The organism is Winogradskyella vincentii (genome assembly GCF_020166345.1).
In the GTDB taxonomy this organism is placed as follows: Bacteria; Bacteroidota; Bacteroidia; order Flavobacteriales; family Flavobacteriaceae; genus Winogradskyella; species Winogradskyella vincentii.
Genome location: NZ_JAIUJS010000001.1, coordinates 436,216 through 460,750, shown reverse-complemented (window position 1 = coordinate 460,750; position 24,535 = coordinate 436,216). Strand labels below are relative to the sequence as shown.

Below are 24,535 nucleotides of genomic sequence, written 5' to 3'. Positions count from 1 at the left end.
AGATGGGAAAGATAACAGGATTTTTAGAGTTTGAACGTCAGAACGAAAGTTACATTGAACCAAAAAAACGAATTAAAAATTATAAAGAGTTTACAGTTCCGTTAGAAGAAAACAAGCTTAAGGATCAAGGTGCGCGCTGCATGGATTGTGGTATACCTTTTTGTCATAGTGGTTGTCCATTGGGAAATCTTATACCAGATTTTAACGACAAGGTGTATAAAGGTAAATGGAAAGAGGCAGCAGAAATACTTCATAAGACTAATAATTTTCCAGAATTTACAGGAAGACTTTGTCCTGCTCCTTGCGAAGAGGCTTGTGTGCTTGGCATAAATGAAGACCCTGTGACTATTGAGAATATCGAAAAGAATATTGTTGAAACTGCTTTTGAGGAGGGTTGGATTGTTGCAAATCCACCAGAAAAAAGAACAGGAAAATCAGTTGCTGTAATTGGATCTGGTCCTGCTGGTTTGGCGGCGGCACAACAATTAAATAGAGCTGGTCATACTGTTACTGTTTTTGAGCGAGATGCTAAAATTGGTGGTCTTTTAAGATATGGAATTCCAGATTTTAAAATGGAGAAGTTTGTTATTGATAGACGTCTCAAAGTCCTTGAGGAAGAAGGTATTGTCTTTAAAACAAACGCACATGTTGGTGAGAATATTAAGGCAGATAAATTGAAAGAAGAATTTGATGCCATTGTTCTATGCGGTGGTGCAACAGTTAGAAGAAGTATTCCAATTCCTGGTGCAGATTTAAACGGTGTTGTACAAGCCATGGATTTTTTGAAAAAGAATAATGAATTTGTTGATGGTTTGAGGGATTTTGATGATGTTATTTCTGCAAAGGATAAAAATGTTATTGTTATTGGAGGTGGAGATACAGGATCAGATTGCATAGGAACTTCAAACAGACATGGTGCGAATAAAGTGACCAATTTTGAAATTTTAAGCAAACCAACAGAGGGTAGGCCTGCTCATCAACCTTGGCCATATTGGCCAATGAGATTAAAAACCTCCTCTTCACATCAGGAAGGAGTTGAACGCTTTTTTAGTGTATCAACAAAAGCATTTGTCGGTGATGAAAATGGAAATTTAAAAGCACTGAAAACAGTGGAGGTAGAATGGATTTTTAAAGAAGGTGAGCGTCCTCAATTAAAAGAATTACCAGGCACTGAAAAGGAATGGGAATGTGATTTAGCACTATTGGCATTAGGATTTACTGGTGCGGAGAAAACATTGGCAGATCAGTTTGGGTTAGATATGGACTTTAGAACAAATATTAAAGCTACAACAACGGATTATGCTACTAATGTACCTGGAATATTCGTTGCTGGAGATATGAGGAGAGGACAGTCTTTAATAGTTTGGGCTATTTCAGAAGGTAGGCAAGCGGCGTACCATATTGATACATATTTAATGGGAGAATCGCATTTGCCACTTAAGGATAGTAGCGATTTACCTAGAGTATAATTCTTATATTTGTAATACAAAGAACAAGCTGCTAGAGAATTATTAGGGTTAGGGCTATTAAATAACTAGTAGAGTTCAAAAAGCATCTGGAAACAGATGCTTTTTTTTAACTTGGAAATTTAGTTTTGATGTCTTCTAAACACAAATTATGTATACTTCCGATATGGGAGTGTTCCTTACCTAAATCTGGTTTGTAATTTCCGGATTGTACTTCATCTCCAATTTGTTTGTAGGCATCTCTAAAACTCATTCCGTCCACTACCAAATTGTTTATGCTGTCAACAGTAAATAGGTATTTGTATTTATCATCGTTAAGGTTTACGTCTTTTACAATGACTTGTGTTATAGAAAAATTGAAAATATCCAATATATCTTTTATACTTTCAATAGCATCGATCATGTTTTCCTTAAGTAGCTGAAAATCTCTGTGATATCCACTTGGCAAGTTGTTTGTGATTAGCAACATTTCGGTATGTAATGCTTGAATTTTATTACACTTTCCTCTAATAAGTTCAAACACATCAGGATTCTTTTTATGTGGCATAATGCTACTTCCTGTAGTCAATTCATCTGGAAAACTAATGAAATCGAAATTTTGGCTCATGTATAAACAAACATCCATAGCAAATCTTCCAAGTGTATTACTTAAGCTACCAAGGGCACTCGCCATACATCGTTCACTTTTTCCCCTGCTTAATTGAGCAGCCACAACATTATACTTCAATGTTTTAAATTGGAGTTCATCTGTAGTAATAGTTCTATCAATAGGAAAGGAGCTACCATAGCCTGCTGCTGAACCCAAAGGATTTTGGTCTACAATGTTCTTTACTGCATTAAGCAAATAAACATCATCGATTAATAACTCAGCATATGCTGAAAACCATAAACCGAAAGATGATGGCATTGCAACTTGTAAATGAGTATAACCAGGTAATAACTTAGACTTATGAGTTTCTGCTAAAACAATTAATGTGTCAAAAAGGGATTTTACTTTTTGATTTATAATATTCAGGCTGTCTTTGTAATATAACTGTAAAGCGACTAAAACTTGATCATTTCTAGATCTCGCAGTATGTATTTTTTTGCCTGTTTCACCTAATTTTTTAGTGAGTTCTTGCTCAATTTTAGAATGGATATCCTCAAAGGATTCTTCGATTATTAATTCACCTTTTTCTGCGTCTTCATAAAGCCTGTTTAGTTCATTTGTCAACGCACTTAATTCAGCATCATTTACAATACCAATAGAATTTAGCATTATAGCATGGGCTATTGAGGCTTGTATATCATATTTTGCAATGTGCAGATCTATAATTCTGTCCTTGCCAACTGTAAAGCTCTCTATTTTTTTATCTATTGAAAATCCTTTATCCCAAAGTTTCATAATACTCGTTTTAGTAATTCTATATATATTTTAACGCCTTCCTCAATTTCTTCTAAATAAATGAATTCATCTGCTGTGTGCGATCTTGTACTATCTCCAGGCCCAAGTTTTAAAGATGGGCAGCTTAATGTTGCTTGGTCCGATAATGTCGGTGAACCATAGGTTTCTCGACCCAATTCAATTCCGGCTTTAACTATTTCGTGATTCAAGGGTATAGATGAAGAGTTCAATCTAAGACTTCTTGCTTCAATACTATCACAAGGTGATTTTTTCTTTAAAATTTTAGCGATTTCTTCATTGCTATATTTGTCGTTTACTCTAACATCTATTACTAGATCAACTTCCGAAGGTACTGCATTGTGTTGTTGACCAGCATTAATCTGGGTAACGGTCATTTTCACATTTCCTAGAACAGGAGATTTTCTTTCAAATTGAAAATCTTTAAACCAATTTAAAATGTCAATTGTATTATAAATTGCATTGTTTTTGTTTGGATGTGCTGCATGGCTAGGTGTGCCTTTTACTTTAGCATCAAAAACCACAAGGCCCTTTTCTGCAATAGCCAAGTGCATTTGGGTAGGCTCACCAACAATGGCCACATCAATTTCTGGAATAATAGATAACATACTATTTAAACCATCTGGGCCACTACTTTCTTCTTCTGCAGAGGCCACTATTATGATATTATAATTTAGGTTCTTTTTAGAATAGAAGTATGTAAAACAAGCTAAAAGTGAAACCAGACATCCTCCTGCATCATTACTTCCGAGGCCAAATAATTTACCATCTTCTACAATTGCTTTAAATGGATCTTTAGTATAGCCTTTATTTGGTTTTACTGTATCATGGTGAGAATTAAGCAACAAGTTTGGTTTTGATTCATCAAAATATTTATTTGTTGCCCAAACATTGTTTTTGGTTCTCTTATAAGCTATATCGTAGTTTTTAAACCACTTCTCAAGTAAAATCGCTGTATCCTTTTCTTCAGAGGAGAATGAAGGAGTTTCAATGAGCTCTTTTAATAATTCTTTAGCGTCTTGGATTAATTTCTTTATCATTTTACAATGGTTGTATATCCTTTTTTGTTTGTAAATAATTTGTCGTGTTTACCTATGCAAACCTTATCAACATTATGGTTTACGGCATTAATGCAATTACTTATTTTTGGCAGCATACCATCAGCAATTATACCTTCGGATACTAGGTTTTTGAATGAAATAGAATCTATTTGTTCAATTACTGAATCTTCATTATTAATATCATTTAAAACACCATTTTTTTCGAAACAATAGTAAAGTTCCACATTATAGCTATCGGCAAAAGCCATTGCAATTTCCGTTGCAATTGTATCTGCATTTGTGTTAAGTAATTGCCCTTTCTTGTTATGTGTTATTGCACAAAATACGGGAGTGATGTTATTGCTTATTAGAGTTTCAATTATCTCAAAATTCACCTTTTTTACATCACCCACATAACCATAATCAATTTTTAACACAGGTCTTTTGTCAGCTTCGATTGTATTGCCATCTGCACCAGTAAGACCTAGTGCATTGCAGTTAGTTGATTGTAGCTTAGCGACAATGGTTTTATTTATTTTACCAGCATAGACCATTGTTATAATATCTAAAGTGGCTTCATCTGTAATTCTGCGACCTTCAAACATTTTTACAGGAATATCTAAACTTCTTGCCATTTCGGAGGCAATTTTCCCACCACCATGTACTAATATTTTTGGATCTTCAATTTTTGTAAAAGTCTCTAAGAATTCATCTAGACTTTTTTGGTCATCAATAATATTACCACCTATTTTTATGACTTTAAGAGATTTCATTATAATTGCTCTAAGATGTTTTTTAATACAATTTGTGCTGCAAATGTTCTATTATTTGCTTGCTGAATAACGATAGATTGATCACTATCTAATACATCGTCGTCAACCACAACATTTCTTCTAACCGGTAGGCAATGCATAAATTTTGCTTGGCCTAACTTTTCTTTGGTAATTTTCCAATTGGTATCCTGATTTAGAATTTGACCATAATTATTGTAACTGCTCCAGTTTTTCGCATAAACAAAATCTGCATCTTTTAATGCTTCATTTTGGTTATAGGTAACATTTGAGTCTTTTACTATTTCTGGATTTAATTCGTATCCCTTTGGGTGTGTAATGGTAAAATCTACATCCATTAATTGCATTGTTTCAATAAATGAATTAGCTACTGCTTGTGGAAGTGCTTTAGGATGTGGTGCCCAGGTTAAAACAACTTTAGGTTTTCTTTTTTCCGTAAATTCTGAAATTGTTATGGCATCAGTTAGCGACTGAAGAGGGTGGCCAGTAGCGCTTTCCATACTAACAATTGGTACGGTTGCATATTTTATGAAACTTTTTAAAATCAATTCTGATTCATCCTTCTTTTTATCGGTCAAAGTTGGAAATGCTCTAATGGCTATTATATCTGCATATTGCGAAATAACATGCGCTGCTTCCTTGATGTGTTCTGTCGAATTCATATTCATCACTGAGCCGTCTTCAAATTCTAATTTCCAAACATTGTTTATATCTAAGGTCATAACTGACATGCCAAGGTTTTTAGCTGCTTTCTCGGTACTCAATCTAGTTCTTAGACTTGAATTGAAAAACAACATCATCAATGTTTTATTTTTACCAATGTCTTGATTTTTAAATGGATCCATTTTCAATAAAATAGCATCCTTAATCGTAGTTTTTAAATCAGATAAGTCTTTTATGTGTGTATAGTGTTTCATATTAATTAAGTTCTTTCTGCAAAGCATTAATTAAACTGTCTATATGTTCTTTTTTTATGGTCAAAGGAGGTAATATTCTAAGAAGGTTTGGGTTTTTAGAACTTCCAGTAAAAATGTGATGCTTATAAATAAGTGTTTTTCTTAAGTCGGAAATTGGAAAATCAAATTCTAGCCCTAACATTAATCCTCTCCCTTTTACATTCTTTACTTCAGGTATAGTAATGACTGCATTTTGAAGGTATTTTGAAGTTATTAAGGCATTTGCCATTAGGTTTTCTTTCTCAAGTATCTCTAAAACAGCCAATGTTGCACTACATGCGAGATGATTACCACCAAAGGTTGTACCTAATAAACCATAAGAAGCTTCGATCTTTGGATGAATTAGAATACCACCTACGGGAAAACCGTTACCCATTCCCTTTGCTATAGATATAATATCTGGTTGGATATTGTGTGATTGAAAGGCAAAAAAATCACCTGTTCTCCCAAAACCAGACTGTACCTCGTCTGCAATGAGCAAGGTATTATATTCTTTACATAGCTTTTCTAGTCCTTGGTAAAATTCTGTTGAACTCTGTTCTAATCCACCTACGCCTTGGATACATTCAATGATTACTGCACATGTTTCATTTTCCTTTAAAATATTTTCAACTTTTTCGAGTTCACCAAGTGCAACAAAGTCCACATGTTGCTGTGCATTTACCGGCGCGACTATTTTCTTGTTATCAGTTGCTGCAACCGCAGCAGATGTTCTTCCATGAAATGAGTTATTAAATGCTAGTAATCTTGATTTCTTATTGTGAAAAGAAGCTAGTTTAATTGCATTCTCATTAGCTTCGGCACCAGAATTACACAAGAATAATTGATAATCTTTACAGCCTGAAATTTCATTTAGTTTCTCAGACAGTTTATTTTGTAATGGATTTTGCACTGAATTGCTGTAAAATCCAATTTTTTCAATTTGATTTTTGATTGAATTCACATATAGTGGGTGTGAATGACCTATGGATATTACGGCGTGGCCTCCATATAAATCAAGATACTTGTTACCATCATCACCATAAACAAAAACATCATTTGCCTTTACAGGTGTTACGTCGTACAATGGATATACATCGAATAAACTCATATTTGTTCTTTTTTGATGGTATTTATTTTCTTAAATGAAGCCACCATTCCTTGTATTAATGAAGAGCTTAATCCTTTATGTTCCATTTCATTTAATCCTTCGATAGTGCAACCCATTGGAGTTGTAACTTTGTCTATCTCTTCTTCAGGGTGATTCCCATTTGTAATAAGCAAGTTTGCAGCACCTTCGGATGCATACATTGCTAATTCTTGTGCCTCTTTAGCGTCAAATCCTAATTGAATTGCTGCTTGGGTAGTGGCGCGTATTAATCGCATCCAAAAAGCAATTCCGCTAGCACATACTACTGTTGCGGCTTGCATTTGACCTTCTGGAATTACAATTGAATTTCCAAGCCTATTAAATATAGAGATTGCGACCTTTATACGGTTTTCTCCTTTTGCATTGCTACAAAGACAGGTCATTGATTTACCAACGGCAATAGCTGTATTTGGCATTGCTCTAATTATAAAATTGTCCTCGCCAATTATATTTTCAATTTTGGAAATGCTAAATCCTGTAATGGTAGAAATAATTACATGATTTTCATTTAAAAATGGCTTAATTGAAACTAAAATATTTTCTAAATGTGCAGGTTGTACTGCAAGAATCAAGATATCTGAATTCTTTACAGCTTCAATATTGTCTGAAGAGAGGCTCACATTTTTGTAACCCTTAAATTCACTTAATTCGTCTAAATTTCTTTTGGTTAGGTATAATGTTGTTATTGCATTATTGATAATAAGTCCGTTTGCTATAGACTTACCTAAATTTCCTGTTCCTATTATTGCGATTTTCATAATTCTTAACTTTAGAAATAATTAGCTTTTAGTTTTAATCCTTCGGATTCGTCAAAACCAAACATCAAATTCATATTTTGAATGGCCTGACCAGAAGCACCTTTAAGCAAATTGTCTATCATACTAGTTATTAGGAGCTTATTGTTGTGATTATGCAAGTGAATGATGCATTTGTTAGTGTTCACTACTTGTTTAAGATGTATTGGTGAGTTAGAAATAACCGTAAATGGTGCCTTTTCATAATATGACTCGTAAAGATCATATGCCTCCTCTATACTTTCGGTATAATCAGTATATAAAGTTGCATATATACCTCTTGAAAAATTACCTCTATTTGGCATGAATAAAACCTCAGATTCAAAGTTGTTTTGTAACTTTTTTATGGTTTGATTGATTTCACCTAGGTGCTGATGAGTAAAAGGTTTATAGTATGAGAAGTTATTGTCTCTCCATGTAAAATGTGTTGTTGCTGACAACGATGTTCCAGCACCAGTAGCTCCAGTAACAGCATTAACATGCAGGTCTGATTGTAATAAACCTGAATTTGCTAATGGCAGAAGTCCCAATTGAATTGCCGTTGCAAAACAACCTGGATTAGCAATATTAGTTGCACTTTTTATGGTCTCTTTTTTTAATTCTGGTAATCCATATACAAATGTTTCTCCTTGAAAAACTTCGTCTTTTTCAAGTCTAAAATCATTACTCAGATCAATAATTTTTGTAGGTTTTGAGAATTCGGTTTTTGATAAGAACTCTTTAGAGTTACCATGTCCCAAACACAAGAACAAAACATCAATTTCCGGATTAATTACAGATGAAAATTTTAGTTCTGTAGAACCAACAAGATCTTGATGGACTTGGTACACAGAATTACCAGCGTTAGAAGTGCTATAGATAAAATCGATTTTTACCTCTTTGTGGTTTAGTAATAACCTTATCAATTCTCCAGCTGTGTAACCAGCTCCTCCTATAATACCTGCTTTAATCATAACTCCAAGTTTGTTAATTGATAAATTTTGTTGGCATTTGCATTGATTTTTATAAAACCTTTTGCTTCGTCTGCTGTCCAACCGCTATTTTCTTCTCCATAACTTCCAAATTTGGTATTCATTAAATCATGTTTTGATCTTATACCATTCAAACTAAAATGGTAAGGCTTTAAGGTTACGCTAACCTCTCCAGAGACCATTTTCTGACTACTCTGAAGCATTGCCTCCATATCTCTCATAACAGGATCTAAATATTGCCCTTCGTGTAGATGCATTCCGTAAAAATTAGATATATAATCCTTATGCTGTAACTGCCATTTTGTAAGGGTGTGCTTCTCAAGTAAATGATGTGCCTTTATGATTATCAAAGCCGCAGAGGCTTCAAAACCTACTCTTCCTTTTATGCCAACTATGGTGTCTCCCACATGGATATCTCTCCCAATAGCGTATGATGATGCAATATCATTTAGGATTTCAATATTTTTTTCAGAGTCATTTTGATTTCCATTTATTGCGATTAATTCACCTTTATCAAAAGTTAATGTTACTTCTTCATTACCTTCCTTTTTAAGTTGAGATGGATAGGCCGAATCTGGTAATGGTTGCTCTGAAGTTAAAGTTTCAGCACCTCCAACACTAGTGCCCCAAAGACCTTTATTTATAGAGTATTTTGCCTTTTCCCATGACATATCAATACCATTTTCAACGAGATATTTAATTTCCTCTTGTCTTGATAGTTGTTGGTCTCTAATTGGCGTTATGATTTTTATATTTGGAGCAAGGGTTTGAAAGATCATATCAAATCTTACTTGGTCGTTACCAGCACCTGTACTACCGTGTGCAATGAATTCTGCACCTATATTTTTAGCATATTCAATTATTTCGATGGCTTGTATAATTCGTTCTGCACTAACTGATAATGGATAGGTATTGTTCTTTAGTACATTGCCAAAAATTAAATATTTAATAACCTTGTTGTAGTAAGTTTTAATGGCATCAATATTCGTATAAGTAGAAACACCCATTTTATAGGCATTAGATTCAATCTCCTTGATTTCTTCATCTGTAAATCCGCCGGTATTTACTGAAACAGCATGAACTTCATAACCAGCTTTACTTAAACTAAGTGCGCAATAAGATGTATCTAATCCACCACTATATGCTATGACTAACTTTTTCATTTTTTATCTTTTTTTAAAAGGATGGTCTGTTTTATGTTTTTTAATCTTGTCCATACTTTTTTATCGTAATTATGTTTTTGTTCTTTTTTGTTTAATTCTTTGGCTGGATCATATAGCATTCCTGTACATAAACACATTTTTTGTTCGGTACGTTGTAAAACGTCGTAGTTTTTACAAGTTTGACAACCATCCCAAAAACTTTGGTCATCTGTAAGCTCAGAAAAAGTAACTGGTTTATATCCAAGTTCACTATTCATTTTCATAACCGCGAGACCTGTTGTTATGCTAAATACTTTTGAATCTGGGAATTTATTCCTTGAATGTTCAAAGACTACCTTTTTTATTTTTTTTGCCAGCCCTATCTTTCTGTAATCTGGATGTACAATTAAGCCTGAGTTTGCAACAAATTTTCCATGTCCCCAGGATTCTATATAACAGAATCCTGCAAATTTTTCATCATCTAATGCTATAACAGCATTGCCGTTAATAATTTTATTGATAATGTATTCTGGTTTTCTCTTTGCAATACCAGTTCCTCTAACCTGTGCAGCTTCAGCAATTGTGTCACAGATGATTTCTGCGTAAATACTATGTGATTTGTTTGCAATAACAATTTGCATTGTAATTGAATTTGAATTAAAGAATTTATTGTAATTATTGTTTTGAAAACGGAACCGGACTCACCTAAGTTCCAAGAATGAATACATACCCTTACGGGCGACGTGATAAAATACGGCGAATCAACAAATGGTTATCTTTCGAGATAACTGTGATTAGTGAGTGATATGTAAAAATTGAATTATGCACAATAAAAAATGATTAATTAATAGAGGTTTGTATTGCTAAACAGATTATTAGCGACGGCGAAATGCAGTTGTAATCCCAAAGGGAATGCGGTCTCTATTGATATTGAATTGTACAATCATAAGACTAAACTACATATTATATTTTTATTGACAATACTTAAAAGAAACATTTTAATTAAAATTATGGATTTGTAAATTATTCATAATCAATATTGTTAAAATCATATTATAACCTATCTATTAAAGAATATAATCTGTACTTACAAAGTTTGATGCTTTTGAATCTAATAGCTCTTTAAGTATTTCATTATTGTATTCATTGTCTTTAGATGCAACAAATGTTCTAATTGAAAATGATCTAAGTGCATCATGAACACTTAAGGTGGCGACAGCAGAATCTTTTCTACCGGTAAAAGGATACACATCTGGTCCTCTTTGGCAAGAACTGTTTAAATTAACACGACAAACTAGATTAACTAAGGTGTCTATTAATGGAGCTAATGTTTTTGTGTCTTTGCCAAAAAGACTTACTTGCTGTCCGTAATTAGATGATGCCATATCATCTAAAGGTTCTTCAATATCTGAAAACGGTACAATTGGAATTACCGGTCCGAATTGCTCTTCCTCGTATACCCTCATTTCTTTTGAAGTTGGATATAAAACAGCAGGAAAGATATAGTTTTCGGTGGTTTCTCCACCTTTTTTATTGATTATTTTGGCTCCTTTAGAAGTAGCATCATCAATTAATTCTTGAATATATGCTGGCTTATCAGGTTCTGGTAAAGGTGTAAGTTTTGCTCCATCTTCCCATGGGTTCCCAAATTTTAAGGCGTCGACTTTTTCAGAAAAAAGCGTATTGAATTTTTCGATAATGTCTTCATGAACATATAAAACCTTCAAAGCTGTACAGCGTTGACCATTGAAAGAGGTTGTTCCTGCGATACATTCACTAATGGCAAGTTCTAAGTCAGCGTCTGGTAAGACAATCGCTGGATTTTTAGCTTCTAAGCCCAAAACCATTCTTAAACGGTTACTTTTTGGGTGTTCATTCTGTAAAGCGTTTGCTGATTTACTGTTCCCAATTAAAGCCAATACATCTACACGGCCATCTCTCATAATAGGTGTAGCAACAGTTCTTCCTCTTCCATAAATGATGTTCACAACCCCCTTTGGGAAACTACTTTGAAAAGCTTCTAATAATGGGGTTAGTAAAAGCACACCAAATTTTGCCGGTTTAAAAATTGCAGTGTTACCCATAATCAATGCAGGAATAAGCAAAGCAAATGTCTCATTGAGAGGATAATTATAAGGTCCTAAACATAAAACAACTCCTAAAGGTCCTCTTCTTATATGGGCATGGACACCACCATGTTTTTCGAACTTAGCACTGTCTCGGTCCATTTTTTTATAGTCCTCTATGGTGTCGTAAATATATTCCACCGTTCTATCAAACTCCTTTTGAGAATCAGGTAGATTTTTACCTATTTCCCACATTAAAAGTTTCACTACCTCTTCACGTTTGGTTTTCATTTGTTCAACAAATTTTTCCATACATGAAATTCTATCAGCAACCTTCATAGTTGGCCATAATCCTTGTCCTTTACCGTAGGCCTTAACCGCAGAGTCAAGTGCTTCAAGTGCCTCAGGCTCACCTAGTGTTGGGATTGTGCCTAATAAGGTTGGTTGATAATCTTTGGTTGACGAAATGGTAGAGTAGACCTCTGAAGTATCTCCTGTCCAAGCTTTTAATTCGCCGTTTACTAAGTAAGTATTTTGATTTAAAGTCTCTTTAATTTGATACTTTTCTGGTATAGTCATTTTATTTTTCTTTAAACTAAGAATTGAAATAAATCGGGTTTGTCGTTTAGATAGTCTCCATAAAAATTATGAAGCTTCATTTTTGTAATCAATGGTTCTAAATCTTCTGGAGATTTTAATTGTAAGCCAACGACAGCAGCTCCATTTTCACGATTGGTCTTCTTGGTATATTCAAAATGGGTAATATCATCTGTTGGACCTAGAATTTCAGCTACAAATTCACGCAAAGCTCCAGATCTCTGAGGGAATTTAATTATGAAATAGTGTTTAAGATTAGCATATAATAAGGCTCGTTCCTTTATTTCTGCTGTTCTTGTAATATCATTGTTACTACCACTGACTATGCAAACCACATTTTTGCCTTTAATATGTTCCTTGTATTGTTCTAAACCTGAAAGGCTTAATGCACCTGCTGGTTCAACAACAATTGCATCTTTGTTATAAAGATCTAATATGGTTTGACAAATTTTTCCTTCGTCAACAGTAATAACATCATGCAATGTTTCTTTGCAGATAGCAAAATTTAAATCACCGACACGTTTAACAGCTGCGCCATCAACAAAGTTTTCAATTGATTTTAATTCTGTGTTTCTATTATTTTTTATTGATGTTAGCATCGATGGAGCACCCTTCGGTTCAACACCAATAATTTTGGTCTGTGGTGACAACACTGCAAATACTGAAGATAAACCAGCTGATAATCCACCACCACCAATCGGTACCAATACATAATCGATTGGATGTGATTTAAATTGATCTATTATCTCTAAACCAACCGTAGCTTGCCCTTCAATTACCTTTTCATCATTGAATGGATGAATAAAGGTTTTATTCAATTTTTCACATTCTTCAATTGCAGCGTTATAGGCGTCATCAAATGTATCACCAATTAAAACCACATTTATATAATCTTCACCAAACATTTTTACCTGCTCAATTTTCTGGTTAGGTGTTGGAGCAGGCATAAAAATTGTACCTTTTATTTTTAATAGTTTACATGAAAGTGCTACACCTTGAGCATGATTTCCAGCACTGGCACAAACAATTTCATTTTCTATTTGAGTACTACTCAAGGATGAAATTTTATTATAAGCACCTCTGATTTTATATGAACGTACTTCTTGTAAATCTTCTCTCTTGAAATAGATATTAGCATCAAAATGCTTAGAATATCTTGCATTCTTCATGAGAGGAGTTACATTGGCAATTCCATGTAGTTTTTCAGCAGCTGTTTCAACAGCTTTTAAAGAGGGTTTATATGTTGTGTCGGTTTGTTTCATCCAATATGTAATAAATACATTTTTGCAATTTATGCTAAAACGGAATCCTCCACAGATGCAGTTTTAATAACTTTCATTGCTGTCATTGCTGCACGTAATCTTTGCCCAACTTCTTCAATTGGGTGATTTTTGATTGCATCATTTACAGCAATTAATTCTACATTATCTACAGCGTTTGTATTTGAATATGGTTTACCTATTACTGATAAATCAACCGTTTTCATAAAGTCAGCTAATAATGGTTTACAAGCATGATCAAATAAATAACAGCCATACTCTGCAGTATCAGAAATTACACGATTCATTTCGAATAGTTTCTTACGTGCTATAGTATTTGCAATTAATGGTAATTCATGGAGTGACTCATAGTAAGCAGAATCTTCTATTATACCTGCACTTACCATTGTTTCAAAAGCTAATTCTACACCAGACTTAACAAATGCTACTAATAAGGTGCCGTTATCAAAATATTCTTGCTCTGTAATGTGATCTGATGTTAAAGCAGTTTTTTCGAAAGCTGTTTCGCCTGTTGCCTCTCGCCACTTTAATAAATTAACATCATCATTAGCCCAATCTTCCATCATGGTTTTTGAAAAATGACCAGAGATAATGTCATCCATATGTTTTTCAAATAATGGACGCATAATTCCCTTAAGTTCCTCAGAAATTTCAAAGGCTTTAATCTTAGCCGGATTAGATAATCTATCCATCATGTTGGTGATACCTCCATGTTTAAGTGCTTCAGTAATTGTTTCCCAACCAAATTGAATCAGTTTTGCGGCATATCCAGGTTCAATACCTTCTTCTACCATTTTATCAAAGGATAAAATAGCTCCAGTTTGTAACAATCCACATAAGATAGTTTGTTCACCCATTAGATCTGATTTTACTTCAGCAATAAATGAGGATTCTAAAACACCAGCTCTATGGCCACCTGTTGCTACAGCATAAGCTTTAGCTTGAGCCCAGCCCTTTCCTTCTGGATCATTTTCTGGATGAACAGCTGTAAGTGTTGGCACACCAAATCCTCGCTTATATTCTTCTCTAACTTCTGTCCCTGGACATTTAGGAGCAACCATTATTACCGTAAGGTCTTCACGGATTTTCATTCCTTCTTCAACAATATTAAATCCATGAGAATAACTTAATGTCGCCCCTTTTTTCATAAGTGGCATAACAGACTTTACAACGTTTGTATGTTGCTTATCTGGTGTTAAATTAAGTACCACATCTGCAGTTGGGATTAATTCTTCATATGTCCCTACGTTAAACTCATTTGAGGTTGCATTTTTATAAGAAGCCCTTTGTTCTTTAATTGCAGCTGGTCTTAATGCATAAGAAATATCCAAACCAGAATCTCTCATGTTTAATCCCTGATTGAGACCTTGTGCTCCACAACCAATAATTACGATTTTTTTACCTTTTAATGCATCAACGCCATCTTCAAATTCTGAAGCATCCATAAAACGGCATTTTCCTAATTGTTCTAATTGTTTCCTTAGTGGTAAGGTGTTAAAATAATTTGACATTTTCTTTTTGTTTTAATGTTGAAATGCTTCTAGCATTTTTGATATTTCCATTTGATTTTTTGTAACCGCTATACGTCCAGAGCGCACAAATTGCATGATGCCAAATGCACTTAACTCCCTATATAGTAAGTCTATTTCTTGTTTTCTACCTGATTTTTCTAGAACAAAAAACTCTTTGTTTACCGTGACAATTCTAGCGTTGCTTTCTTTAATGATATTTTGAATCTGACGTTCTTCAAACAACAAATCAGATTTAATTTTAAACATTGCAGATATTTGATAGATTGTTTCTTCGTCTGTATGATAGTATGCTTTTATTACTTCGACCTGTCGCTCTAATTGCCCAATGATTTTTTTCATTTGATCTTCAGTAATATCCACTACAAGAGTAAATCTCGACACGCCTTCAATTTCTGATCTAGATGTATTTAAACTCTCTACATTGATATGTCTTCTTTGGAATATTGCTGAAATCCTATTCAGCAATCCAATATTGTTTTCAGTATAAATAGATACTGTAAAATGTTTTATTTCTTTATCCATAATTATTCTAATCTTATATCTGAAACCGTTGCACCTGATGGTATCATTGGAAACACATTATCTTCTTTTTCCACGCATACTTCTAGGAAATATGGTTCTTTGCTGGCTACCATTTCTGCAACAGCATCTGCAAGTTCTTCACGTTTTGAAACGCGTTTTGCATTTAGATAATAACCTTTTGCAATAGCAACAAAGTCTGGATTGACCATTTCTGTAGATGCATAGCGTTTATCGAAAAATAATTGTTGCCATTGTCTTACCATGCCTAAGAAATCGTTGTTTAGAACCACAACCTTAACGGCAGCTTTTTGTTGAAAGATGGTGCCCAACTCTTGTATGGTCATTTGGTATCCGCCATCACCACAGATTGAAATAACTTCTCTTTCTGGAGCAGCCATTTTAGCGCCTATCGCAGCAGGTAGACCAAAGCCCATAGTACCAAGTCCACCTGAGGTGATGTTACTTTTGGTTTGATTAAACTCCGCATAACGACAAGCTACCATTTGGTGCTGGCCGACGTCGCTAACTATTGCAGCCTCTCCTTTGGTTTGTGTATTAATTTCTTTTAATACTTCACCCATGGTAAGACCTTCCTTGGTAGGGTATAAATCGTTCTTAATTACTTTTTCAAATTCAATCTTATAAAGATCTTTGAATTTCTGACGCCACTCTGCATGAGTGTTTTCTTTTAGAAGCGGAAGTAATTTTTCAAGACTGTCTTTCGCATCTCCTAAAACTGCTACATCGGTCTTTACATTTTTGTCAACTTCGGCAGGATCAATTTCAAAATGAACAATTTTAGCCTGTTTGGCATATGTCGCTAAATTACCAGTAACACGATCGTCAAATCGCATGCCTATTGCAATAAGAACATCACATTCGTTAGTTAGTACATTTGGCGCATAATTTCCATGCATACCAACCATTCCAACATTTAATGGATGTGATGTAGGTATAGCTGAAACACCTAAAATGGTCCAAGCAGATGGGATTCCAGTCTTTTCAATAACAGCTTTAAATTCTTTTTCTGCTTTTCCTAGAATGACACCTTGACCCCAAACTATTAATGGTTTTTTTGCCTCATTAATCAATTTTGCTGCTTCAACAAGCGAATTCTCATCAGTTTTAGGCACGGGTTTGTAACTTCGTATGCCTTTACATTTTTCATAATTAAAATCAAACTCTTCAAACTGAGCGTCTTTTGTGATATCAATTAAAACAGGACCAGGTCTGCCGCTTTTTGCAATATAAAATGCCTTTGCTAAAACCTCTGGGATTTCAGATGCTTTTGTTATTTGATGATTCCATTTAGTTACTGGCGTAGATATACCAACAATATCTGTTTCTTGAAACGCATCACTTCCTAAAAGATGAGATGGTACTTGGCCTGTAATACAAACTAAAGGTGTAGAATCAATTTGAGCATCTGCAATACCAGTAATTAAATTAGTTGCTCCAGGACCCGAAGTTGCAATGGCAACACCAACGTCTCCAGAAATTCTGGCATACCCTTGAGCTGCGTGTGTAGCACCTTGCTCATGTCTTGTTAATACATGATGGATCTTATCCTGATATTTATAAAACTCGTCATATAATGGCATTATGGCTCCACCTGGATAACCATAAACAGTTTTTACATTTTCTTCTAACAAGCATTTAACAATAGCTTCACTCCCTGTTATACGAACAGAAGCATCTTTATTTTGTGCTTTGTTTTTTAGAGTTTGCGTTTCTTTCATAGTATTCATTTTAATCTCTTAGAAAATTATGCCAGAGATTTTATATTAAAATTCGTCAGTCACACAGCCCTTTGATGCCGATGAAACTGTTTTTGCATATTTGTAAAGTACACCACGTTTAAACTTTAAATTAGGTGCTTTCCAATTTTGTCTTCTTTTCTGTAATTCTTCTTCTGAAACTTCTACAGAAATTGTATTTGTTTCTGCATCTATAGTGATAGTATCTCCATCTTGTACAAAAGCAATTGTACCTCCTTCTTGCGCTTCGGGTGTGATATGTCCAACGACAAAACCATGAGTTCCTCCTGAGAATCTACCATCTGTAATTAGAGCGACATCTTTGCCTAAGCCTGCACCCATTATTGCAGCAGTTGGTTTGAGCATTTCAGGCATACCTGGTCCACCTTTTGGACCTTCATATCGTATCACCACAACATCGCCTTTTTCAACTTTTCCATCTCGTATACCATCGTTTGCGGCGTATTCACCTTCAAAGACTTTTGCTTTTCCTTTAAAACTTAAACCTTCTTTTCCGGTTATTTTCGCAACACTACCTTCTTCAGCAAGGTTGCCATAAAGCATGCGTAAATGACCAGTTGTCTTAATTGGCTCTTCAATTGGTTTAATAACATCTTGTCCTTCTGTTAAATCTTCAACATCCAAAAGATTTTCAGCTAAAGTTTTGCCTGTTACTGTTAGGCATTCGCCATGAAGCAATCCTTTCTTAAGAAGGTATTTCATCACTGCAGGAATTCCACCTACTTCATGAACATCTTCCATAAGATATTTACCACTAGGCTTTAAATCTGCCAAGAAAGGTGTGTTATCGCTTATATCTTGAAAATCTTTTAATGTAAAATCAATTTGAGCAGCTCTAGCAATTGCTAGAAAGTGAAGCACCGCATTAGTAGAGCCACCAAGAATTGTAACAAGTCTAACTGCGTTTTCAAGGGATTTTCTGGTTATGATATCAGATGGCTTTATATCCTTTTCTAGTAACACTCTCATTGCTTCGCCAGCGTTAATAGATTCTTGTTTTTTAGCATTACTCAATGCTGGGTTTGATGAGTTATAAGGCAATGCCATTCCCAGTGCTTCTATTGCACTTGCCATTGTATTTGCAGTGTACATTCCACCACAAGCTCCAGCTCCTGGACATGCTTTTTCAACAATATTTTGAAACTCATTTTCAGTCATGGTTCCAGCCACTTTGCTTCCCCATGCCTCAAATGCTGATACCACATCTAATTTTTTGCCATTATGACACCCAGAATCAATAGTTCCTCCATAAACTAATATGGATGGCCTATTTAGTCTAATCATTGCCATTAAAGCTCCTGGCATATTTTTATCACAGCCTACAACAGTCACCAAACCATCATAGCTCATTGCCTGAACAACAGTTTCCATAGAATCTGCAATTACATCACGAGATGGCAATGAATAACGCATTCCCGGCGTTCCCATTGATATACCATCACTTACACCAATAGTGTTAAAAATCAATCCTACAACATCTTCATTTTGAGTGCCTTTTTTAACAAGTTTTGCCAAGTCATTGAGGTGCATGTTACAAGGGTTACCCTCATAACCAGTACTAGCGATTCCTATAATTGGTTTATTAAAATCTTCTTTGGTTAAACCAATGGCATGCAACATGGCTTGTGCTGCTGGTTGAGTCGGATCTTGAGTGACAGTTTTACTAAATTTATTTAATTGACTCATAGAATAGTTTAAGCGTAAAGTATTTATCTATGACTAAATTACTTTTGAACATTCTAAATGATTATTGAATTTTTAATTAGACGCTAAATTCAGTGTACTTTAGAGTTATTTAAGTGTCAGTATATCAGATATTTAAGTAAATAATTATATGATGTTCAAAAGACTTAATAATTGAATATTTTTTTGTGTGTAGCTAAAAATCTATGAGCAATTTCTTCCGAAATCGATTTCGGGTCTAAAAACTAGTGTTTTTGAAAAAATTGATTTATTACTCAACAATGATTTATAACTTAGGCTTTGAAATAGAGTAATTAATTATGAATAAGCGAATTTTATTGTGGTCAATAACAGCGGCACTTGCTGGTTTTTTATTTGGATTTGATACCGTTGTAATTTCTGGGGCAGATAAAAAATTACAAGCGCTTTGGGGATCATCTGATGCATTTCATGGTTCTGTTGTAATGGCTATGGCGTTATGGGGAACAGTTTTTGGGGCAATTTTTGGCGGTATACCAACAAACAGATTGGGACGTAAAACAACCCTTATTTGGATCGGTGTGTTCTATTTGATTTCTGCAGTAGGTTCGGCCTTGGTGAATGATCCTTATAGTTTTGCTTTTTTTAGATTTTTAGGCGGAATCGGTGTAGGGGTATCTACAATTGCAGCACCTGCCTATGTGTCAGAAATATCTCCAGCAAAAAACAGAGGGAAATTAGTGGCGCTGTATCAATTTAATATTGTTCTTGGCATATTAATAGCTTTTCTTTCCAATTATTTGCTGAGGAATGTTGGTGAAAATGCGTGGCGATGGATGATCGGTGTAGAAGCATTTCCGGCTTTTATTTATACACTTTTAATTTTTGTCGTTCCAAAGAGTCCTCGTTGGTTAATTTCTAAACAAAGAGAAAACGAAGCAAAAAAAGTGTTAGAGTTAATTGATTCTGATGCAGATGCAGATGCGTTTATTCAGTCTATAAAAACTGAGGCTAAAAATCAAAGTTCAGGTGAAAATATATTTATGAAGAAATATAGATTTCCTCTTATGTTGGCATTTTTAGTTGCAATGTTCAATCAGTTTTCAGGTATTAATGCTTTTTTATACTATGCACCAAGAATTTTCGAAGAAGCTGGGTTGGGCGAAAGTACAGCTTTGCTGAGTAGTATTGGTATTGGAGTCACAAATTTGGTATTCACCTTATTGGGTGTATTTTTAATTGATAGACTTGGAAGAAAAGTGCTAATGTATATTGGTTCTATAGGATATATTATTTCTTTAAGTCTGGTTTCGATAGCATTTTTTCTTAATTGGGAAGGACTAGCTGTACCCATTTTTTTATTCTTATTTATTGCGTCGCATGCGATTGGTCAAGGAGCTATAATATGGGTTTATATTTCTGAAATATTTCCTAATCATTTAAGAGCAAGTGGTCAGTCTTTTGGTACTTCAACGCATTGGATATTAGCGGCAATAATCCCTTCATTAGTTCCAGTTTTGTTCTCATCAATAGGACCAGGGACTGTGTTTTTAGTATTCGCCATAATGATGGTATTTCAGTTGTTATTCGTGATTTTTATGATGCCAGAAACTAAAGGAATATCACTCGAAGAATTAAGTAAAAAACTTATTAAAAATGATAAATAAATTCAACTTTAAAACGGCCTGTAAATTAAGTCTGATTTTACTTTTTTTCGTTTGCTTCAGTTGTAAGGAGACCAAAGAAAAACCATCAAAAGAGATTGAAGTTGCAGAAAACCTTAGTGAAGATGAATTAAAGTACAGACCTCTTTTTCACTTTACACCAAAGAATAACTGGATGAACGATCCAAACGGAATGTTCTATCTCAATGGTAAATATCATCTGTACTTTCAGCATTATCCAGACGATAATGTATGGGGCCCAATGCATTGGGGACATGCAGTTAGTGAGGACTTAATAAATTTTGAAGAACAGCCTATAGCACTTTACCCAGATGAAATAGGATTAATATTTTCTGGTAGTGCAGTAGTAGATTATAATAATACTTCAGGATTTGGAACTGAAGGTAAAGCACCTGTTGTGGCAATCTATACCTATCATAATATGGAAGGCGAGAAAAGAGGTGATATAGATTTTCAAACTCAAGGTATTGCCTATTCACTCGATGAAGGTATGACCTGGACTAAATACAGTGAAAATCCCGTAATTAAAAATCCGGGAATCAAGGATTTTAGGGATCCAAAAGTATTTTGGGACAATGAAAATTCAAAATGGATAATGTCCTTAGCCGCTGGAAATAAAATTATGTTTTATAGTTCTGTTAATTTAAAAGAATGGAAGTTTGAATCTGAATTCGGAGAAGAAAAAGGAGAGCATGGTGGCGTATGGGAATGCCCAGATCTTTTTCCTTTAAAAGTTAAAGATAGCGAGGAATATAAATGGGCATTGCTGGTAAGCATTAATCCTTCTGGACCAAATGGAGGAAGTGCAACACAATATTTTATTGGAGATTTTGATGGTCATGAGTTTACAATTGATGACAAATTCTCAGAGCAACTCGATGAGAATAAAGCTGTTTGGTTAGATTATGGTCGTGACAATTATGCCGGTGTAACATGGTCTAATATTCCTGATACTGATGGAAGAAAGTTGTTTATTGGTTGGATGTCTAATTGGGACTATGCGAGAGATGTGCCAACTTATAAATGGCGTAGTACGATGACTGTCCCAAGAGAATTAAACCTTGTAAAAAAGAATAACCAATATCTTCTAAAAAGTATACCTGTTAAGGAATTAAATGATTTTAAATCTAAGACTATTGAAAAGGATAGCATTGAACCAGGAGAATTATCAAATTTCTTTGAAACAGCAGAAATAGATTTCAATAGATTAAACTTAGAGTTTAATCTCAAACACTTAAAGGAAAACGAATATCAAATAATATTCAACAATAGAAATGGTGACTCTCTTATTATTGGATTAAATAATAATTCAAAGACTATTTATTTGGATAGAACAAAATCAGGTAAAGTTGATTTTTCTGAGAAATTTGCTCCAAACATTTCAAGAGTTAAATTGTCTGATATGATCAATGATGCTAAGTTTCAAATTTTATTGGATAAAACGTCAGTAGAGCTATTTGTTAATGATGGAGAAATTGTAATGACCGAATTATTTTTTCCAAATAATCCATTGGATCAAATTTCTATTATCAGTGACGATTCTGATTTTATTATAAAGAATCTTGTAATCAGTGAATTAAATTTTTAGTAATAGTGTCTAAAGTTGTTTGTTTTGGCGAAGTATTGTGGGACGTTTTTCCTGATGGGAAAAAAATTGGTGGTGCACCATTAAATGTTGCATTAAGGTTGAGTTCTTTAAATAATAATTCAACCATAATTAGTAGCGTTGGTAACGATGAACTTGGAAGAGAGTTGATCAGAAATTTGAAGGACACCAATGTTAATATAGAAGGAATTCAAACAACTAATAATTATAAAACAAGTAAGGTCGTTGTTACTCTAGACAAAAGTGGTTCAGCAACATATACTATTGAACAGCCATGCGCATGGGATTTTATTGAACACACCAATAGGTTAAAAAAAATTACTGAAGAAGCAGAAGTATTTATTTACGGAAGCTTAGCGTCTCGCATGCAAACTACCTATGCCACGCTTTTGAAATTGATTTCAGTTGCTAACTTTAAAGTGTTTGATGTTAATTTAAGGAAGCCACATTATAATAAGGAATGCATAATAGATTTAATGAAATATGCAGATCTCATAAAATTTAATGAAGAGGAATTAATTGAGATTTGTAATTATTACAACTTTAAGTCAGATTCAATTGATGCACTTTGTGCCCATATATCCAAGCAGACTGACACTAAACATATTTGTGTCACTTTAGGAGATAAAGGTGCCTTATATTATAAGGACAAAAAAGTATTTAGAAATTTTGGTTATAAAGTTACAGTTAATGATACTGTAGGTGCAGGTGATTCATTTTTAGCTTCATTCGTAGATGGGATTTCAAATAGATTGGATGAACAAGAGATATTGGATAGATCTTGTGCAATAGGAGCATTGGTTGCATCAAAAAATGGTGCTAACCCTAAATTAAATCAGACTGAAATTGAAAATTTGATGGCTTCCTGATTTATTAAGTAGAATTGCGTATCACAAGTTCTGTATCAATTGTAATAGTTTCATGCTTAAAAGGTTCTCCTTTTTGTTTGCTATCTATTTCTTTAAACAATAATTCAACAGACTTCTCACCCGTTCTATAGGCATTTTGTTCAACTGACGATAGTGTAGGTGTTATAACTGAAGACATAAACCAATTGCTGAACCCAAAAACTGCAATTTCATCTGGTATTTTTATGTTTTTCTCATTTAAATAGTTAATTACACCAATAGCGGTTAAATCTGTAATCGTATATATAGCATCCACATCAATTTTGTCTTCTTCTATCAATTTCTTTGCATTTGCATAACCTTCATCAAAATTTGCTATTGGACTTAAGTAAACGAGAGATGAGTCATATTTTATTCCATTATCCTCTAAAGCTTTTTTATAACCCAAAAAACGGTCAATGGAATTCTGTGGATTTAAATCTCCTCTGAAATAGGCAATACGTTTATAACCTTTATTTATTAAGTATGTTACCACATCATAGGATGCTTTTATATCATTAATAATGACTTTAGAGCATTTTAGTAGTTTGTTGATTTTATCAAAAAGCACAAGTGGTATTCCGTAATCAATAACCTTCTGTAAGTACTGAAAATCTTTTGTGCCATTCGCAAGTGAAATTAATATGCCATCAACCCCTTTATTTAATAATAGATTAATTTGTTTCTTTTCAAGCTCATGGTCTTCATTAGATTGCAGTATAATAACCATATAGCCGTTTTTTTCAGATTCCTTTATAATGGCATCTAGTATGCTCGAAAAATAATAATGAACCATACTTGGTATAATTACACCTATTGTTTTAGATTCATTACTCCGTAAACTTTGAGCAAAAGTGTTTGGTGTAAATTGTAAAGACTCTGCTAAATCAATAACTCTCTTCTTTGTTTTAGCACTGACATCTGGGTAATTTTTAAGGGCTTTCGAAACTGTAGAAATAGATATACCAAGGGTTTCAGCAATTTCTTTTAAGGTGGTTTTTTTCATGTTGAGCTTTAAAATTTGAAGTACAAATTATGGTCAATTCTAAAGTTTAAATATAAGGTGTAATTTTAAGTTTCCGAAAACCTTTTCGTAAGTTTTTTTTAAGTTTTTTTTAAGTTTTTTTTGCAGTTCTCTTAAAAAAGGGCCATTTTAGAGCTTTAATTAATATTTATTTAACTCTTTTTTGTTAATTTAATAACTCATCTAACCAAATACTAATTAAACT

Annotated in this window: 20 protein-coding genes; 4 read left to right on the top strand and 16 right to left on the bottom strand. The window is 33.9% G+C overall.

The features are described from left to right. Positions 1-2 precede the first annotated feature (2 nt). Entirely contained in the window at positions 3-1,469 is a 1,467-nt protein-coding gene (locus LBV24_RS02125; protein WP_224476938.1) for a glutamate synthase subunit beta, read from the top strand. Positions 1,470-1,575: 106 nt separating this feature from the next. On the opposite strand, the gene argH is transcribed toward LBV24_RS02125, so the two are convergent. From argH to ilvD, 15 genes are all read right to left on the bottom strand, one after another. Then, entirely contained in the window at positions 1,576-2,850 is a 1,275-nt protein-coding gene (gene argH, locus LBV24_RS02120) for an argininosuccinate lyase (RefSeq protein WP_224476937.1), read from the bottom strand. Next, positions 2,847-3,908, bottom strand: a complete 1,062-nt coding sequence (locus tag LBV24_RS02115; protein ID WP_224476936.1) for a M20 family metallo-hydrolase — start codon at positions 3,906-3,908, stop codon at positions 2,847-2,849. The genes argH and LBV24_RS02115 overlap by 4 nt, the downstream gene beginning before the upstream one ends. Then, positions 3,905-4,681, bottom strand: a complete 777-nt coding sequence (gene argB, locus LBV24_RS02110; RefSeq protein ID WP_224476935.1) for an acetylglutamate kinase — start codon at positions 4,679-4,681, stop codon at positions 3,905-3,907. The genes LBV24_RS02115 and argB overlap by 4 nt, the downstream gene beginning before the upstream one ends. Beyond that, positions 4,681-5,616, bottom strand: a complete 936-nt coding sequence (locus tag LBV24_RS02105) for an N-acetylornithine carbamoyltransferase (RefSeq protein WP_224476934.1) — start codon at positions 5,614-5,616, stop codon at positions 4,681-4,683. Before LBV24_RS02105 ends, argB begins: the two co-directional genes overlap by 1 nt. 1 nt (position 5,617) lies before the next feature. Next, positions 5,618-6,745: an aspartate aminotransferase family protein gene (locus tag LBV24_RS02100; RefSeq protein WP_224476933.1), complete on the bottom strand. Its 1,128-nt coding sequence runs from the start codon at positions 6,743-6,745 to the stop codon at positions 5,618-5,620. Further along, entirely contained in the window at positions 6,742-7,542 is an 801-nt protein-coding gene (proC, locus tag LBV24_RS02095; RefSeq protein WP_224476932.1) for a pyrroline-5-carboxylate reductase, read from the bottom strand. Before proC ends, LBV24_RS02100 begins: the two co-directional genes overlap by 4 nt. Before the next feature lie 11 nt (positions 7,543-7,553). After that, a complete protein-coding gene (argC, locus tag LBV24_RS02090) occupies positions 7,554-8,531 on the bottom strand; it encodes an N-acetyl-gamma-glutamyl-phosphate reductase (RefSeq protein ID WP_224476931.1) in 978 nt (325 codons plus the stop codon). Then, positions 8,528-9,712, bottom strand: coding sequence for an argininosuccinate synthase (locus LBV24_RS02085; protein WP_224476930.1), 1,185 nt, complete (start codon positions 9,710-9,712; stop codon positions 8,528-8,530). The genes argC and LBV24_RS02085 overlap by 4 nt, the downstream gene beginning before the upstream one ends. Beyond that, positions 9,709-10,332 carry a GNAT family N-acetyltransferase gene (locus LBV24_RS02080; RefSeq protein WP_224476929.1) on the bottom strand — a complete coding sequence of 208 codons (624 nt, stop codon included), beginning with the start codon at positions 10,330-10,332 and terminating at the stop codon, positions 9,709-9,711. The genes LBV24_RS02085 and LBV24_RS02080 overlap by 4 nt, the downstream gene beginning before the upstream one ends. Before the next feature lie 426 nt (positions 10,333-10,758). After that, on the bottom strand, positions 10,759-12,336 hold the full coding sequence (locus LBV24_RS02075) for an NADP-dependent glyceraldehyde-3-phosphate dehydrogenase (protein ID WP_224476928.1): 1,578 nt from the start codon (positions 12,334-12,336) through the stop codon (positions 10,759-10,761). Between the two features lie 11 nt (positions 12,337-12,347). Next, entirely contained in the window at positions 12,348-13,616 is a 1,269-nt protein-coding gene (gene ilvA / locus LBV24_RS02070; RefSeq protein WP_224476927.1) for a threonine ammonia-lyase, read from the bottom strand. A 29-nt stretch (positions 13,617-13,645) separates the two neighbouring features. Continuing rightward, positions 13,646-15,145, bottom strand: a complete 1,500-nt coding sequence (ilvC, locus tag LBV24_RS02065) for a ketol-acid reductoisomerase (protein ID WP_224476926.1) — start codon at positions 15,143-15,145, stop codon at positions 13,646-13,648. A 12-nt stretch (positions 15,146-15,157) separates the two neighbouring features. Further along, positions 15,158-15,688 (bottom strand): acetolactate synthase small subunit, encoded by a 531-nt coding sequence (ilvN, locus tag LBV24_RS02060; protein WP_224476925.1) that lies wholly within the window; start codon positions 15,686-15,688, stop codon positions 15,158-15,160. Between the two features lie 2 nt (positions 15,689-15,690). After that, a complete protein-coding gene (gene ilvB / locus LBV24_RS02055) occupies positions 15,691-17,427 on the bottom strand; it encodes a biosynthetic-type acetolactate synthase large subunit (protein WP_224476924.1) in 1,737 nt (578 codons plus the stop codon). Positions 17,428-17,472: 45 nt separating this feature from the next. After that, on the bottom strand, positions 17,473-19,152 hold the full coding sequence (ilvD, locus tag LBV24_RS02050) for a dihydroxy-acid dehydratase (RefSeq protein ID WP_224476923.1): 1,680 nt from the start codon (positions 19,150-19,152) through the stop codon (positions 17,473-17,475). A gap of 317 nt (positions 19,153-19,469) precedes the next feature. On the opposite strand from ilvD, the gene LBV24_RS02045 reads away from it, so the two are divergent. From LBV24_RS02045 to LBV24_RS02035, 3 genes are read left to right on the top strand one after another with little or no spacing between them, the layout of a single operon-like run. Then, complete coding sequence (locus LBV24_RS02045; protein WP_224476922.1) at positions 19,470-20,795, top strand: sugar porter family MFS transporter; 1,326 nt, start codon at positions 19,470-19,472, stop codon at positions 20,793-20,795. After that, positions 20,785-22,401 (top strand): glycoside hydrolase family 32 protein, encoded by a 1,617-nt coding sequence (locus tag LBV24_RS02040; protein ID WP_224476921.1) that lies wholly within the window; start codon positions 20,785-20,787, stop codon positions 22,399-22,401. The genes LBV24_RS02045 and LBV24_RS02040 overlap by 11 nt, the downstream gene beginning before the upstream one ends. Before the next feature lie 5 nt (positions 22,402-22,406). Next, on the top strand, positions 22,407-23,288 hold the full coding sequence (locus LBV24_RS02035) for a carbohydrate kinase family protein (protein ID WP_224476920.1): 882 nt from the start codon (positions 22,407-22,409) through the stop codon (positions 23,286-23,288). 4 nt (positions 23,289-23,292) lie between these two features. Here the strand turns inward: LBV24_RS02035 and LBV24_RS02030 are convergent, their stop codons facing one another. Then, positions 23,293-24,312, bottom strand: a complete 1,020-nt coding sequence (locus tag LBV24_RS02030; RefSeq protein ID WP_224476919.1) for a LacI family DNA-binding transcriptional regulator — start codon at positions 24,310-24,312, stop codon at positions 23,293-23,295. Between the last annotated feature and the right edge of the window lie 223 nt (positions 24,313-24,535).

Coding starts and splice junctions, on each gene's coding strand:
- LBV24_RS02105 (WP_224476934.1), bottom strand. CDS start 5,616: ATGAAACACTATACACACATAAAAGACTTATCTGATTTAAAAACTACG.
- ilvD (WP_224476923.1), bottom strand. CDS start 19,152: ATGAGTCAATTAAATAAATTTAGTAAAACTGTCACTCAAGATCCGACT.
- LBV24_RS02085 (WP_224476930.1), bottom strand. CDS start 9,712: ATGAAAAAGTTAGTCATAGCATATAGTGGTGGATTAGATACATCTTAT.
- LBV24_RS02075 (WP_224476928.1), bottom strand. CDS start 12,336: ATGACTATACCAGAAAAGTATCAAATTAAAGAGACTTTAAATCAAAAT.
- LBV24_RS02115 (WP_224476936.1), bottom strand. CDS start 3,908: ATGATAAAGAAATTAATCCAAGACGCTAAAGAATTATTAAAAGAGCTC.
- argC (WP_224476931.1), bottom strand. CDS start 8,531: ATGATTAAAGCAGGTATTATAGGAGGAGCTGGTTACACAGCTGGAGAA.
- argB (WP_224476935.1), bottom strand. CDS start 4,681: ATGAAATCTCTTAAAGTCATAAAAATAGGTGGTAATATTATTGATGAC.
- LBV24_RS02040 (WP_224476921.1), top strand. CDS start 20,785: ATGATAAATAAATTCAACTTTAAAACGGCCTGTAAATTAAGTCTGATT.
- ilvC (WP_224476926.1), bottom strand. CDS start 15,145: ATGTCAAATTATTTTAACACCTTACCACTAAGGAAACAATTAGAACAA.
- ilvN (WP_224476925.1), bottom strand. CDS start 15,688: ATGGATAAAGAAATAAAACATTTTACAGTATCTATTTATACTGAAAAC.
- LBV24_RS02080 (WP_224476929.1), bottom strand. CDS start 10,332: ATGCAAATTGTTATTGCAAACAAATCACATAGTATTTACGCAGAAATC.
- ilvB (WP_224476924.1), bottom strand. CDS start 17,427: ATGAAAGAAACGCAAACTCTAAAAAACAAAGCACAAAATAAAGATGCT.
- LBV24_RS02125 (WP_224476938.1), top strand. CDS start 3: ATGGGAAAGATAACAGGATTTTTAGAGTTTGAACGTCAGAACGAAAGT.
- LBV24_RS02045 (WP_224476922.1), top strand. CDS start 19,470: ATGAATAAGCGAATTTTATTGTGGTCAATAACAGCGGCACTTGCTGGT.
- LBV24_RS02100 (WP_224476933.1), bottom strand. CDS start 6,745: ATGAGTTTATTCGATGTATATCCATTGTACGACGTAACACCTGTAAAG.
- LBV24_RS02030 (WP_224476919.1), bottom strand. CDS start 24,312: ATGAAAAAAACCACCTTAAAAGAAATTGCTGAAACCCTTGGTATATCT.
- ilvA (WP_224476927.1), bottom strand. CDS start 13,616: ATGAAACAAACCGACACAACATATAAACCCTCTTTAAAAGCTGTTGAA.
- proC (WP_224476932.1), bottom strand. CDS start 7,542: ATGAAAATCGCAATAATAGGAACAGGAAATTTAGGTAAGTCTATAGCA.
- argH (WP_224476937.1), bottom strand. CDS start 2,850: ATGAAACTTTGGGATAAAGGATTTTCAATAGATAAAAAAATAGAGAGC.